Source organism: Arthrobacter sp. 135MFCol5.1, assembly GCF_000374865.1.
In the GTDB taxonomy this organism is placed as follows: Bacteria; Actinomycetota; Actinomycetes; order Actinomycetales; family Micrococcaceae; genus Arthrobacter.
In genome coordinates, this window is sequence record NZ_KB895469.1 from 1 (window position 1) to 14,021 (window position 14,021).

The window sequence follows — 14,021 nt, forward strand, 5'->3', positions numbered from 1 at the left end:
TTCCCCACCGGCCTGCTGCCCATGATCATCCTCATGCAAGGGGTCCTGTTCGCCTACGCCTCCATCGAACTCGTCGGCACCGCCGCCGGCGAAACCGAAAACCCCGAAAAAATCATGCCCAAAGCCATCAACTCCGTAGTCTTCCGCATCGCCGTGTTCTACGTCGGCTCCGTCATCCTCCTCGCCCTCCTGCTCCCCTACACCACCTACCAAAAAGGCGTCAGCCCCTTCGTGACGTTCTTCGGCTCCATCGGCGTCCAAGGCGTAGACGTCATCATGAACCTCGTCGTCCTCACCGCCGCCCTGTCCTCCCTGAACGCCGGACTCTACTCCACCGGCCGGATCCTGCGCTCCATGTCCGTCAACGGCTCCGCCCCCCGCTTCGCCTCCCGCATGAACAAAGCAGGCGTCCCCTACGGCGGCATCGCCATCACCGCCACCGTCTCCCTCCTCGGCGTCCCCCTGAACTACCTCGTCCCCGCCGACGCCTTCGAAATCGTCCTCAACATCGCCTCCGTCGGCATCATCATGACCTGGGCCACCATCGTCCTATGCCAAATCCAACTCAAACGCTGGGCCGACAAAGGCTGGGTCCAACGCCCCACCTTCCGCATGTTCGGCGCCCCCTACACCGGCTACCTCTCCCTCCTCTTCCTCATCGGCGTCCTCATCATGGTCTTCATCGACTCACCCCTGACCATGCTCGTCACCGCCATCGCCTCCATCCTCATGGTCATCGGCTGGTACGCCTGCCGCACCCGCATCCGCCACATCGCCGAAACCCGCGACGGCTACACCGGCACCTCCCCCGTCATCGCCAACGCGCCGGCGGATACCTTCAAGAAGTAACGGCCTTCGGGCTTAACCGCCGACGGCGGCACCTGGGTTCTGGAATTCCGGAACCCGGGTGCCGCCGTCGGGCGCTTAATGCGGTGGTCCTCCTACTGTGACGGTTTGACCACCATGGCCGAGCCGCCGCCGCGCCTGACCGGCTCCGCGGCGGCGAGGGTCCGGCCGTCCTTCAGGAATTCGATGGCGGTGGCCGCCCCGATCTCCGAGGCGGAGGTGAAGGAGTCGCCGGACGGGGTCAGCGTGTGGCCGAATCGCGAGGTCAGGGCTGCCCCGTACTTGTCGATGAAGGCAGGCTCGGCCGTGACGCTGGCCGTGTTCCGTTGCGACGCACGCGGCGCGGCGATGGCGTCCGGGGTGCTCATACCCAAGTCGATCTTGTTCACCAGGGTCTGCAGCACCGTGGTGATGATGGTGGAGCCACCCGGGGAGCCCAGGGCCAGGAACGGCTTGCCGTCCTTCAGCAGGATGGTGGGCGACATCGAGGACCGCGGCCGTTTGCCCGGCTCAATCCGGTTGGGATCGGTGGCGCTGTACACCGTGGAGAAGTCCGTGAGCTCGTTGTTCAGCAGGAAGCCGCGGCCGGGGACCACCATGCCGGACCCGCCGGTCTGTTCGATGGTCAGCGTGTACTCCACCACGTTCCCCCACTTATCGGAGACAGTCATGTTGGTGGTGGAGATGTTTTCGGTGTCCTTCTCCTCGGCGGCAGCAGCCGGGCCGGCCGGGCAGGCGCCGTCGTAGGAGGTCACGTCGCCTGGCAGGACCGGCTTGGTTGCGGCATGGGTTGGGTCCAGCTCGCAGGCGCGTTCCTTGCCGAAGACGGGATCAGTCAGGGCTTTCGTGGGGACTTTCACGAAGGCAGGATCGCCGACGTACTTCCCGCGGTCGGCAAACGCGAGGGCACTGGCTTCGAGGTAGTGGTGCAGGACGGCAGGCTGATCTGCCTTCAAGGCCGGCAGGTCGAAGACGTCCAGGATGTTCAGGGACTCCCCGACGGTGGTGCCGCCGCTGCTGGATGGTGCCATGCCATAGACGTCATAGCCGCGGTAGTTCACGTGAGTGGGGTCCTGGTCCACGGCCCGGTAGTTTTCCAGGTCCTCCGCCGTCATGGAGCCAACGGGAACGGGAAGCTTGGTGTCCGGGGACTTGGGCGGATTCTGGACGGTGTTGGCGATCTCTTCGGCGAGCGGACCGTCGTAGAACGCGTCCATTCCGTTGCGTGCCAGCAGCCGGTAGGTGTCCGCGAGGTCGTGGTTCTTGAAGACCGAGCCCACCTCCGGCAGCTTGCCGCCTTGGAGGTACAACTCCTTGGTGGAGGTGAACGCCGCGAACCGCGTCTGGTTGTCCTGTGTCTGGTTGCGGAAGGTCTCATCCACCACGAAACCTCGGTCCGCCACCTTGATGGCCGGTTTCAGTGCCTCCCCCAGGCTGATGCTGCCCCAGCGGTCCAGCGCACGTTCCCATGTGGCCGGGGTGCCGGGCACGCCCACGGAGACGCCGCTGGTGACCAGTTCCGGGGTGAACGGGTAGGGCTTGCCGGTAGCGGGATTGATGAAGGCATCCGGCTTGATTCCGGCCGGCGCAGTCTCGCGGCCGTCAATGGTGCTGACCTTCCCGGACTTGGCGTCGTAGTAGACAAAATAGCCGCCCCCGCCGATGCCGGCGCTGTAGGGTTCGGTGACGCCCAGCGTAGCTGCGGCGGCAACCGCGGCGTCCACGGCGTTCCCGCCCTTCCGGAGGACTTCGATGGCCGCTGCCGACGCTTCCGGGTCCACCGTGCTGACCGCGCCGCCGTACCCGGTGGCCGTGGGACTCTTGTCGGTCTGCCGGGGGTCCGCTGCAGCGGGACTGATGGCCCCGGTGGTCACGCCGATGGCCAGCGCCGCCGTCACAGCAGCGAGCCGGCGTCCGAAATGTGGCATGGTGGCTCCTTAGTGGGGGTTCGTGTGATGGTGGCCACGCTACTCTTCGGGTAGGACACACTCAACGATTCCGAAAGGAAGGGCACCATGCCTGGTGGATCCAAACTCGCCGTAGTGGGGGCCGGGAGCGTAGGCACGTCGCTGGCCTACGCCGCGCTGATCCGCGGCTCGGCAAGCAGTATCGCCCTGTTCGACGTCAATGCGCCCAAGGCCGAAGCGGAGGCCCTGGACCTTGCCCATGGCAGCCAGTTCGCCGCGGCGTCCGCGACGGTGGCCGGCGGCGGGGACATCGCCGTCACGGAGGGTGCCGACGTCGTGGTGATTACCGCGGGTGCCAAGCAGAACCCGGGGCAGAGCCGCCTGGACCTGGCCGGCACCAACGTCCGGATCCTTGAACAGCTGATGCCGCAGCTCCTGGAGCGGGCGCCGGACGCCGTCTACGTCCTGGTCACCAACCCGTGCGACGTCCTGACGGTCGCGGCCCAGCGCATCTCCGGGCTGCCGCCGGAGCGGATCTTCTCTTCCGGCACCGTCCTGGACACCTCCCGGCTGCGCTGGCTGCTGGCCCGGCGTGCAGGTGTCTCCGTCACCAGCGTGCATGCCAGCATGGTGGGCGAACACGGCGACACCGAATTTCCGCTGTGGTCCGGGGCCACGATCGGGCCTGTCCCGATCCGCGACTGGACGGACGGCGGCGGGCGGGTCTTCACCTCCGAGAACCTGGCCGCCACGGCCCGGGACGTGGTGCAGGCCGCGTACAAGGTCATCGCCGGCAAGGGGGCCACCAACTATGCCATCGGCCTCTCCGGCGCCCGCATCGTGGAGGCGCTGCTGCGCGATGACAATGCCGTCCTCCCCGTCTCCACGGTGTTGTCCGGGCAGTACGGAATCTCGGGAGTGGCGCTGTCACTTCCCAGCGTGGTGGGCCGCGGCGGGGTGCACCGGGTCCTGGACACACCCATGGACGGCGGCGAACTGGCGGCCCTGCAGGTTTCCGCTGACACCTTGCGGAACACGATGGACACGCTGGGGATCTGAGCGGGGCCACGGGGACGGGCGGCCGGCGTCATGCAACGCCGCCGCAACCCCGCCCGCTGCGCGGTTCGCATATGCTCACCTGAGATGTCCACACTGGCTCAACGACGAACCAACAGGAGCAACCCATGACCAACTGGCGGATCAGGGATTTCCACTCGGCGGACCTCGACGGGATCCTGCACCTTTGGGAGACCCTGAAGGCGAACAACGTCGAACCTGTGTATGCGCTCTCCGAGGTCCTCGCGTCCTGCGAGAAGGACCACGCGGTGGTGGCGGTGCAGGGCGACCAGGTGGTGGGCGCCGCGGTCGGACGCGCCGCGCACGACCAAGGGTGGATCGTGTTCCTGGCCACCCTCCCCGAATACCGGGGCCGCGGCATCGGCACCTCGCTGCTGGCCGCCGTCGAGAACCGGATGGCCCCGCACGGGCTGAACAAGCTCTCAGCGCTGATGCCGGAGTCCGAAACGCGGGTGGAGGCCTTCCTGGGCAGGGGCTTTGCGTTGAAGAAGAACCTGCGGTACTTCGAGCGCACCATTCCGGTGCAGCGCCAGGAACTGGGGGCCCTGGGCCAGCTGGGCGGCCGCGTCCTCGCCCGGGACCTGTGGGAGAACGTGGCCGGCATGCGCAAGGAAAAGGAGCTGCTGGAACGCCGCCTGGTGCTCCCGCTGGCCGAGGCGGACCTTGCGGATGAATTCGGCGTGGTGCCGCCGCGCGCCGTCGTCCTCTTCGGCCCGCCTGGCACCGGCAAGACCACTTTCGCGAAGGCCATCGCTTCCCGGCTCGAGTGGCCGTTCGTGGAGGTGTTCCCGTCCCGGCTGGCCGGCGACCCGCAGGGCCTGGCCGGTGCGCTGCGGGAGACCTTCCTGGAGATCGCGGAGTTGGAGCACGCCGTGGTGTTCATCGACGAGGTGGAGGAGATCGCGTCCCAGCGGGCCGGTGATCCGCCGTCGCCGCTGCAGGGCGTGACCAATGAGCTGCTGAAGATCATTCCGGCATTCCGCGAGCAGCCCGGCCGGCTGCTGGTGTGCGCCACCAATTTCATCCGGGCGCTGGACTCCGCCTTCCTGCGCCACGGCAGGTTCGACTACGTGATTCCCATCGGATTGCCGGACCGGCAGGCACGCGAGGCGATGTGGCAGCGGTTCATCCCCGCGGCCGTGGTGGACGCCGTGGACGTGGAACTGCTGGTGGAACGCACCGAAGGGTTTTCGCCGGCGGACATCGAGTACGCTGCCCGCAGCGCTTCCCAGCGGGCGCTGGAGAAAGCGGTGTACGACGACGGCGGGCTGGCTTCCGGCGGTGACGCTTCGGTGCGCGAGGCGGTGCGGAAGGGCCCGTCCACCCAGGATTACCTGGATGCGATCGGTGAAACGCGCACCACCGTCAGCGCGGAGGTGCAGGCGGATTTCCTGGAAGACATCGGCTCGCTGGGCCGGGTCTAATCCCTGGAAACGTCGTCGTAGGAGAGGTTCTCGTAGTCGGTGTCGTCGTCCTCGTCCAGCATGGCGTCGAATTCCTCCAGCAGCCAGGGGTTGATCCGGGCCAGGATCTTGCGGGTTTCCTCCACGGGAACCGCCGCGTACAGCACCGGCCGGGCGTCGTCGTAGCGGGTGACGGGCGGTTTGTCCGGCCACTTTTCCGCGAGGGCCTTCACCCGTTCGGGCAGCGAGTTATGGGCGTTGTCGGCAATTTTGACCAGGGTCGCGTCGTGGTCCTCGGCGATGAAGCGAATTCCGGCCTGGTAGTCGTCGGGGTTGTCGTGCAGCCGTTTGGTGACGCGCTCGATGATGCGCACAGCGCGCTCGGAGACGCCCATGTCCAGCAGCGCCTGCCGGGTGATCGGGGTGTCTTCCGCGATGTCATGCAGGTAGCCGGCGATCCGGATGTCGTCGTCGAAGTCCGCAAGGGCGTCGCCGACGGCCAGGACATGCTCGCGGTACGGCCGCTTGAGTTTGTCCTTTTGGCGGTTGTGGGCAACTTCGGCGAGGACCTTGGCAGTCTCCACCGTGAATCGCGGCCCGTGGAGGCTCGCGTCCGCGGTTCCTGTTTCTGGCATGGTTCCAGCCTACGCGCCCGCCCCGGGCACGCCCGGCCACGTCCATGGCTCCATGGGGAGCGAGCTGGGGTCAAAGGACTCCAGGGCATGGTCCAACGAACCGGGCGGAAGGCCCACGGACTCAAGGATGGCGTCGCGGACCCGGGTTGGGTCCGCTCCGGCCGTTGCCAGGTCCGCCAAGGTCACGGCGCCGTCGCGCTTCGCCAGCCGGACGCCGTCGACGTTTACCACGAGGGGCACATGCGCATATTCCGGTACGGGAATATTCAGCAGGGACGCGAGATACGCCTGGCGTGGCGTGGACGGCAGGAGGTCCCCACCCCGGACCACCTGGTCTATGCCCTGCGCGGCATCGTCCACCACCACCGCGAGGTTGTACGCGGTGACACCGTCATTGCGGCGCAGCACAAGATCGTCCACCACCCCGGTGAACTCGCCGTGCAGGGTGTCATGGACCGTGAATTCGGTGACGTCCGCCCGCAGCCGGAGGGCCGCGGGCCGGGTGGAGCGCTTGAACTCCAGCTCCGCCCGGCCCAGGTTCCGGCAGGTCCCCGGGTAGGCGCCTTGGGGAGCGTGCGGCGCGGAGGCTGCTTCCTGGATTTCCCGGCGCGTGCAGAAGCACTCGTAGGTGAGCCCCGCCTGTTCCAGGCCGGCAATGGCCCGGGCGTAGAGGGGCCCGCGTGTCGTCTGCCGCACCACGTCTCCGTCCCAGGTCACGCCGACGGCCTGGAGGTCCCGCAGCTGCCCCGCCTCTGATCCGGCGCGGGCGCGGTCCAGGTCCTCCACCCGCAGGAGGAACGCCCGTCCCGTGGATCGGGCAAAGAGCCAGGCGAGGATGGCGGTCCGCAGGTTTCCGACGTGCAGGTCACCGGAGGGACTGGGGGCGAAACGTCCGGCGGAGGTCATAAATCCACCTTAGACGGAACAGCACAAGAGCCCCTCAGCTACCGATGACTTCGGGGAATGCCGACGTCGGTAGCTCAGGGGCTCTTGCCGTGTGATGCGGAATGACATTGGTGTGAACAAGAGTCAATCTGCGGCAGCGTCCTTGCGGGAAGCTTGGTCCAGGGACCGGGTGGTGTGCCGGGGATCCTGTAGCCTGCGGGACTGCGGCGGTAGCCTGCATCCCTTATTGCCATGATTTCAGCAGATGCCCTACAGTAGGCGCAACCGAGGTCACTCGGACTGGTCAGACTGACTAATTGATGATGCACAGCAAAGCAGGAAGTGGTCAGATTGCAGGAACTCGATTCGACCGACAGGCGCATCCTGGCCGCGCTTGATAACGATCCACGGGTGCCCATCATGGTGCTTGCCCAGAAACTGGGCCTTGCCCGCGGCACCGTCCAGTCGCGCCTGGAGCGGATGGCCGCCTCGGGCGCCCTCCGCCCCAACAGCAGCCGGGTCCTGCCCTCCGCGCTCGGCCGTGGCGTGGCCGCAGCTGTCAGCGCAGAACTGGACCAAAGCCACCTTAACGAGGCGATCGCTGCGCTGCGCAAGATCCCCGAGGTCCTGGAATGCCATGCCCCCGCGGGGGACACTGACCTGCTGATCCGCGTGGTGGCCAAAAGCCCCGACGATCTCTACCGGGTCTCCGAGGAGATCCGCCTCTGCCCGGGCATTGTCCGCACCTCAACGAGCATGTTCCTGCGCGAGGTCATCCCGTACCGGACCACCGGGCTCCTGCAGGAGGGGCAGGGGTAGCCTGGCGCCCACAGGGCAGCTCTCCCCATCGCCGCCGGTCGGCGGCTGCGGCTAGGCTGGCACGGGATCCAACAGGGGGAAAATATGGCGGGGAATTTTTACGGCGGTGATGTGGCACAGCTCCGGCAGCTTGCCAAGGACCTGTCCAGGAGTGCGAGCCGGCTCGAGTCCCTGGGCCAGCAGCTCTCCAGCAGCATCGCTTCAGGGCTGTGGAAGGGGCACGACGGCGACAGGTTCCGCAGCGAGTGGACCTCCTCCCACGCCAGGTTGCTGAGGTCTGCCACCGCAGGGCTGGAATCGGCGTCCAAAGCATTGCTGGCCAACGCGGACGAGCAGGAGAAAGCCAGTGCCGGCGGTTCCGGCGGGACTGGAACAGGAGGCTCGGGCGCGTCCGGTGGCGGTACTGCGCAGGAACTGACGGATCTGCTGACCGGCATGTCCCCCTCGGAGCGGCTGCAGTACCTGCAGGGCGCGGAGTTCCGCCAGTGGGCCCTGGCCAACCCGGAGGCGGCCAAGGCAGCAATGGACGCCGCCGCAGATTCCGGGCTGATCGAGAAGAAGTCCCCGGAATATGCGGACTTCCTCAGCTCGTACTGGAACAACCAGGCGATGCTGCAGATGGGGATCGACCCCTCCACCTGGGACACCTCCAAGGGGACCGAATACAACTGGAATACCATCCGCAGCGTCTACGACTATTACGGACAGGCCTACCTCGCGAACCCCGACCTCCAGTGGGCTGGAATGGCCAACATGATCGGGCCATCGTTCGCCGGCGGTTTCCGGGACATGGCCGTGCTGCGGGACTTGGCCCGCCAGATCGCGGACAACCCGGCCTCCGATGTTCCCCTGCCGGTCCTGGACCAGCTGGAGCAGCTTGCCGGCATGTCAGACCAGGAGATCCGCTTCTACGAAACCAGCATGCTGGACATGAACAAGGAAATCTTCCTTGACCAGGCACGCCAGCACCAGGCCTACCTCAACGGCGGTATCGAAGAAATCAACCGGCTCCGCGACTCAGGCGCCATCGATCCCGAGACGGCGCGTGCATGGGCCCAGGTGGACTCCGGCATTCCGGATGAAGTTCGGAAGGGCAATACGGCCCTGCTTTACCGCGAGCAGAACGACATCATCGCGGACGACTACGACTCCATGCGCAGCCACCCCGGCGGCGAAGCCGTGACATACATGGTGACCCTCGCCGGCGAACCCTCCATCCCGGGCGCCAGGAGCTATCCGGAGGTATTTCCTTACAGCTTCAGCGTGGAAAGTCCCGGCCCGCAGAACATCCCGTTCACCAACTGGGACAACCCGGCCCAGTTCCGCACCGATTTCACCACCGGCTTCCCGGACGGCAACATCGCCAACGCGGACCAGCGCTGGAACCTCATCAAGCAGGACACGCTGCCTGCCTATCAGCATCTGTTGGCAACAGATCCGGCCCGCGCGGCCGGGATCATCGGATCCGACTTCGATGCCCGGGTGGACCAGTACCGGCCCACCAACAACATCCCTGCCATCATGGGCCGCTTCCTTGATGGTTTCGGAGCCGAGGTGCACCAGTGATGACGCCCTTTCTTTCTGCCGGCCGCGCACTGCGGCCGCGTGCCGGCGTCGTCCTGGTCCTCCTGGCCGCTGCTGCACTGGCGGGCTGCGCGCCCGCCGCCCCGACCTCCACTCCGCCGTCCGCCTCATCACCTTCCGCAGGGAGCACCGTGCACACTTCCGAATTTTCCACTCTTGACGCCGCCGGCGTGGATGCCATCCGCGAGACGAGGACGGCCCGCCTGGACATGCGCTCGGGCAGGCTGCAAAAAGCGTCGGTGAGGCTGACCGACGACAGCTTTGGCCCGGAGATCAACACCCGCGACCTCGGCAAGATTTCCCTGACCATTGCCGGTCCCACCGGAGACGTGCAGGCCGAAACAGACCGCATCCGCTTCAGCACCACGGAACAGGAGCCCGATTTCCGCGAGGTGACCTATTTCCTGACTGCAGGGTCGCTGGAGGAGTACACCGGCCTGATCCGGGACGGGGTTGAGAAGTATGGGGTGGACTCTGCCGCCGCGGAGAGGTGGATCAGCAGCATGGAAAGCAATCCGGGCACCAAGAGCAATTTCTCCATCACGTCCGGCACCAGCACGGGACTTGAAGTGAACTACGACCTCCGCTACGACGGCTCAAAGGACGTCCAGGTCATCATCGTCCACGTCAACCCGCTGACCTAGCCTTCCTACACGGGCGGACCGGCGTTGGACTTGAGGTTCTTCATCACGAGGGTGGACGTCAACCGCTCCACCCCGGGAAGCGATGTCAGTTCGGTGTCGTAAAAACGCTGGTAGGCGGGCAGGTCTGCGGCGATGATCTTCAGCAGGTAGTCGGGCGAGCCGAACAACCGCTGCGCCTCCACGATGTTGGGATTGTCCGCCACCCGGTTCTCGAAGATTTCCATGGTGGGGCGGTCCACCTGGCGCAGGGTGACGAACACGATCGCCTCGAAACCCAGGCCGACCGCCGCCGGGTCAATGTCCGCCTTGTAGCCGCGGATCACGCCGGACTGCTCCAGGTCACGCAGCCGGCGGTGGCAGGGCGCCACCGTCAGCCCCACCTTTGCGGCGAGCGCCGTGGCAGTCATCCGGCCATCCTCCTGGAGGTAGCGCAAAATATTCCTGTCAATACCGTCTATCACGCAATAAACATACTGCCTGCACCGCGAGGCGGGCGAAAACCGGACAGCACTTATGGCGTGATTCTCCCTATGGTTGCTCTTGAGAGACCGTCGACAGGAGAACCCCGTGAATCCCCAGCTGTTCCTGGCCTTCATCGTGGTGGCCGCCGCTTTGGCCTGCACGCCGGGAGTGGATTGGGCCTACACCATTGCCGCCGGCCTCCGGCAGCGCAGTTTCGTGCCGGCGGTGGCGGGGCTTTGCGGCGGCTACGTCCTCCACACGGTCCTGCTGGTGGCGGGCCTGGCGGCGCTGTTGGCCGGCATGCCCGGCCTCCTGGGCTGGATCACCCTGGCCGGTGCGGCCTACCTTCTCTGGCTCGGCATTGGGACCCTCCGGTCCTGGCGGGGTGCAAGCTTTGGTGCCGCGGCGGCAGGCGGCTCCCGAACGCAGCTCCGTACCTTCCTGCAGGGCATGGGAACCAGCGGGATCAACCCCAAGGGGCTGCTGTTCTATGTGGCGCTGATTCCGCAGTTCGTCAGCGCGGATGCCTCCCTGCCTGTGCCGGTGCAGTCGGGGCTGCTGGGTATGACGTTCGTGGCCCTGGCGGGACTGGTCTACACGGCGGTGGCACTGCTCTCGAGGACGCTCTTGCAGAGCCGGCCCGGTGCTGCGCGCGTGGTGACCCTTGCCAGCGGCATCATCATGGTTGCCTTGGGGACCGTCCTGCTCGGCGAGCAGCTGGTGCCCTTGCTGGCCGGCCGCGCCTAGTCCCCGCTGAGTTCCTTCCAGTCCTGCTCCCACATCCGCCGCATTTCCTCATCCTTGCGGATAGGCACCGGCGCCCCGATTTCCCGCTGCGGCTCCGGGTCCGCGCGCCGGCGTCCCCAGTCGCGCGGGTTCAGGGACCGCCGGCTTGACTCCAACACCAGCAGCGCACGGTCCGTCAGGGCGTCGTTGCGGAGTGCCAGGTGGGTCTTGCGGCGGCGCAGGACCTCGGCGATGGCCTGCTGCGCCGCGTCCAGCCGACCTTCCCGGCGCAGCGCCCGGGCTCGGACCAGGAGCAGGGCAGCAGAGAGGTCGTCGGCGTTCAGCAAGCCCTCCGTCCAGTCGATGACAGTGCGGCTCCGGCCAAGGTCCAGGGCCAGCGAGCAGCGGGCCAAGGCCATGGGGAGTGACGGCGGCAACCCCGAGAGGGCGTCCAGGGCAGCTTCCGTGCGGCCTGTCTCGCGCAACGAATGGGCCAGGGCCAGGAACACCGACTCCTCGCTGAACAACACCGGGATTTCCACCCGTTCAGCCAGTTCGATCCGGGTGACGATCCTGGTGAGGTAGGTGGAGGAGTACCGGTTGGCCTCCTCATCGTTCCGGGTGGTGAGCCCGCGCTGCAGGAGTTCGGAGGCACGGAGGTAGCCGCCGTGTTTGTACTCGAGGAGGCCTGCCATGAGGTAGCACAGCCCGGCCCAGCCGGGGTAGGTCCGCGCCAGGTAGATCAGCCGCTCGGGTTCGCGGCTGGAGAAGACCGCCTCGTGGACGGCCCTGGCGGGCTTTGACGGCAACCGTTTAAGCCTCGGAACCTCGCCGTCGATGGACAGCAGGGCCGGGTTCCGTCCGCCCAGCACGCCGGTAAGCAGGCCGCCCACGCCGCCGGCAAGGTCGTGGACCGGCGTCCGCAGCTGGGCGTGCCCGAACGGCGTGAGGTCACGGCTGTCCCAATAGATCGGTGCGGTGTCCCCGGCGCTCATCGTTCCATGCTAACCGGGAAGGGGTGGGGCCCCGCCGGGCGGTCAGCGGCCGGCGGCCGCGATCCATACTCCGACCACCCAGGTGCTGGCGGCCAGGCAGGCCAGCCCGAACTCGGCGAGCATCCCCAGGCCGGTGGCCTTCAGGGCAGCCCAACTGGACCTGGCCGCCGTCGGAAAATCCCTGGTGCGGAGGAACTCGCTGACCAGCAGGCCGGCGGCAAAACCAACGAAGAGTCCCAGCACCGGGATGATGAACATCCCCACAACGGCTGCCACGAGCGCCACCACGACGCTCCGGCTGGGGATGGCGTGCTGCTTGAGCTTCCTGCCGGTGAGCACGGCGCCGGCGGTCATGCCCGCGGCAACAAAGATCATGGCCACCGCGAAAACCACCCACCCCACGGTGCCGGCGCCGCCCCAGATGGCCCAGGCCAGCAGGCTGATGCCTACCAGGACGCTGCCGGGAAGGACGGGGATGATGGTGCCGGCCACGCCCACCAGGATTCCCAGGCCGCACAGGATGGTCACCACGGTTTCGGAGGTCATGGTCCCCAGTCTAGGGGCGCTCCTCAAGCGCCCGACGGCGGTGCCTCCTTCCGCGAAGGAGGCACCGCCGTCGTTGCCTGTCCCCAGGCGAGGGCCTACTCCGCTTCCACCGCCGCGGCGACGGCTGCGGTGACCGCGGGGGCGACGCGGGGGTCCAGCGGGCTGGGCACGATGTAGTCGGCCGACAGGTCCTCGGCGGCCAGCTCCGCGATGGCGCGGGCGGCAGCCAGCTTCATGGCCGGCGTGATGCGGCGTGCGCCGGCGTCCAGCGCGCCGCGGAAGATACCCGGGAAGGCCAGGACATTGTTGATCTGGTTCGGGAAGTCGCTGCGGCCGGTAGCCACCACCGCGGCGTACTTCACGGCTACCTCGGGCAGGACTTCGGGGTCCGGGTTGGACAGGGCAAACACAATGGCGTCCTGGTTCATCAGGGCCAGGTGTTCCTCGGCCAGCTTGGAGGAGGAGACGCCGATGAACACGTCCGCGCCGGCCAGCGCTTCGGCGGGGCCGCCGGTGATGCCGCGGGGGTTGCTGCGGGCTGCCATGTCCGCCTTCTTGCTGGCGGTGTCGGCCGCAAGGTCGGCGCGGCTGCTGTTGATGACACCGCGGGAGTCCAGCAGGACGACGTCGGTGATGCCGGCGGCCAGCAGGATCTCGGCGACGGCGATCCCGGCGGCACCGGCACCGGACACCACCACCTTGAGGCCTTCCAGGCCCCGGCCGGTCACCTTGGCGGCGTTGGTGAGGGCTGCGAGGGCCACGACGGCGGTCCCGTGCTGGTCATCGTGCATGACGGGGCAGTCCAGCGCCTCGATCAGCTTTTCCTCGAGCTCGAAGCAGCGGGGTGCGGAGATGTCCTCGAGGTTGACGGCGCCGAAGCTGGGGCGCAGCCGGACCAGGGTCTCCACGATCTCGTCCACGTCGGTGGTGTTCAGGACCAGCGGGATGGAGTCGAGGTCGCCGAAGGTCTTGAAGAGCGCCGATTTGCCTTCCATGACGGGCAGGGAGGCGCTGGCGCCGATGTTTCCCAGGCCCAGGACGGCCGTGCCGTCGCTGACCACGACCACCAGGCGCTCGGCCCAGGTGAGGGTGCGGGCCAGTTCCGGCCTGGCGTGGATGGCGCGGCTGACTTCGGCAACGCCGGGGGTGTAGGCGATGGACAGGTCCCGCTTGTTGGAGAGCGGAACGGTGCTGGTCACGGACAGCTTGCCGCCCCGGTGCGCGCCGAAGATCTCGTCTTCGGTCAGGGCCGTCGCTGCTGAGTTGTCGGTGGCGGTAACTGCGTCAATGGACACGTCGTTGTCTCCTGGTGCTCGCCGTGGGCGCACGGCACATGGAACTGGAACCCGGCCGGGCCCAGCGGGGAAAGTAGTGCGACCGGAAACCCAAGGGTGGCGGGTCCAGGGGAACGCCGGGGGTGTTTCCGCCCTGCCGCTCCGGTGCGACCATGGTAGGCACCCACAAACGTCCGGCAGGAACGTCAAGGAACCCC

Annotated in this window: 13 protein-coding genes and 1 pseudogene; 7 read left to right on the plus strand and 7 right to left on the minus strand. The window is 67.2% G+C overall.

Features of this window, described 5'->3' with window-relative positions:
• A pseudogene (locus C563_RS21640) lies at positions 1–849 on the plus strand (amino acid permease); the annotation flags it as partial.
• Between the two features lie 92 nt (positions 850–941).
• Here C563_RS21640 and ggt read toward each other — a convergent pair.
• Positions 942–2,774: a gamma-glutamyltransferase gene (ggt, locus tag C563_RS0118950; protein WP_018763650.1), complete on the minus strand. Its 1,833-nt coding sequence runs from the start codon at positions 2,772–2,774 to the stop codon at positions 942–944.
• 87 nt (positions 2,775–2,861) lie between these two features.
• On the opposite strand from ggt, the gene C563_RS0118955 reads away from it, so the two are divergent.
• Entirely contained in the window at positions 2,862–3,812 is a 951-nt protein-coding gene (locus tag C563_RS0118955; protein ID WP_018763651.1) for an L-lactate dehydrogenase, read from the plus strand.
• A 125-nt stretch (positions 3,813–3,937) separates the two neighbouring features.
• Complete coding sequence (locus C563_RS0118960; protein ID WP_018763652.1) at positions 3,938–5,254, plus strand: ATP-binding protein; 1,317 nt, start codon at positions 3,938–3,940, stop codon at positions 5,252–5,254.
• On the opposite strand, the gene C563_RS0118965 is transcribed toward C563_RS0118960, so the two are convergent.
• Positions 5,251–5,868: an HD domain-containing protein gene (locus tag C563_RS0118965; protein WP_018763653.1), complete on the minus strand. Its 618-nt coding sequence runs from the start codon at positions 5,866–5,868 to the stop codon at positions 5,251–5,253. The two genes, C563_RS0118960 and C563_RS0118965, sit on opposite strands and share 4 nt — an antisense overlap.
• Positions 5,869–5,877: 9 nt before the next feature.
• Positions 5,878–6,774 carry a tRNA glutamyl-Q(34) synthetase GluQRS gene (gene gluQRS / locus C563_RS0118970; RefSeq protein WP_018763654.1) on the minus strand — a complete coding sequence of 299 codons (897 nt, stop codon included), beginning with the start codon at positions 6,772–6,774 and terminating at the stop codon, positions 5,878–5,880.
• Positions 6,775–7,104: 330 nt separating this feature from the next.
• Here gluQRS and C563_RS0118975 point away from each other — a divergent pair, with 330 nt between their 5' ends.
• From C563_RS0118975 to C563_RS0118985, 3 genes are all read left to right on the plus strand, one after another.
• Positions 7,105–7,572 (plus strand): Lrp/AsnC family transcriptional regulator, encoded by a 468-nt coding sequence (locus C563_RS0118975; protein ID WP_018763655.1) that lies wholly within the window; start codon positions 7,105–7,107, stop codon positions 7,570–7,572.
• An 84-nt stretch (positions 7,573–7,656) separates the two neighbouring features.
• Positions 7,657–9,138: a WXG100 family type VII secretion target gene (locus C563_RS0118980; RefSeq protein WP_018763656.1), complete on the plus strand. Its 1,482-nt coding sequence runs from the start codon at positions 7,657–7,659 to the stop codon at positions 9,136–9,138.
• Complete coding sequence (locus tag C563_RS0118985; RefSeq protein WP_018763657.1) at positions 9,138–9,800, plus strand: hypothetical protein; 663 nt, start codon at positions 9,138–9,140, stop codon at positions 9,798–9,800. Before C563_RS0118980 ends, C563_RS0118985 begins: the two co-directional genes overlap by 1 nt.
• A gap of 5 nt (positions 9,801–9,805) precedes the next feature.
• On the opposite strand, the gene C563_RS0118990 is transcribed toward C563_RS0118985, so the two are convergent.
• Complete coding sequence (locus C563_RS0118990; RefSeq protein WP_081624212.1) at positions 9,806–10,261, minus strand: Lrp/AsnC family transcriptional regulator; 456 nt, start codon at positions 10,259–10,261, stop codon at positions 9,806–9,808.
• A 106-nt stretch (positions 10,262–10,367) separates the two neighbouring features.
• Between C563_RS0118990 and C563_RS0118995 the strand changes: the two genes are divergently transcribed.
• Positions 10,368–11,009, plus strand: a complete 642-nt coding sequence (locus C563_RS0118995; protein ID WP_018763659.1) for a LysE family translocator — start codon at positions 10,368–10,370, stop codon at positions 11,007–11,009.
• Here the strand turns inward: C563_RS0118995 and C563_RS0119000 are convergent.
• The 3 genes from C563_RS0119000 to C563_RS0119010 form a co-directional block, all read right to left on the minus strand.
• A complete protein-coding gene (locus C563_RS0119000) occupies positions 11,006–11,983 on the minus strand; it encodes a hypothetical protein (protein ID WP_018763660.1) in 978 nt (325 codons plus the stop codon). The two genes, C563_RS0118995 and C563_RS0119000, sit on opposite strands and share 4 nt — an antisense overlap.
• A 42-nt stretch (positions 11,984–12,025) precedes the next feature.
• Positions 12,026–12,529, minus strand: coding sequence for a DUF456 domain-containing protein (locus C563_RS0119005; RefSeq protein WP_018763661.1), 504 nt, complete (start codon positions 12,527–12,529; stop codon positions 12,026–12,028).
• A 95-nt stretch (positions 12,530–12,624) separates the two neighbouring features.
• Positions 12,625–13,824, minus strand: a complete 1,200-nt coding sequence (locus C563_RS0119010; RefSeq protein ID WP_018763662.1) for an NAD(P)-dependent malic enzyme — start codon at positions 13,822–13,824, stop codon at positions 12,625–12,627.
• Positions 13,825–14,021 lie beyond the last annotated feature (197 nt).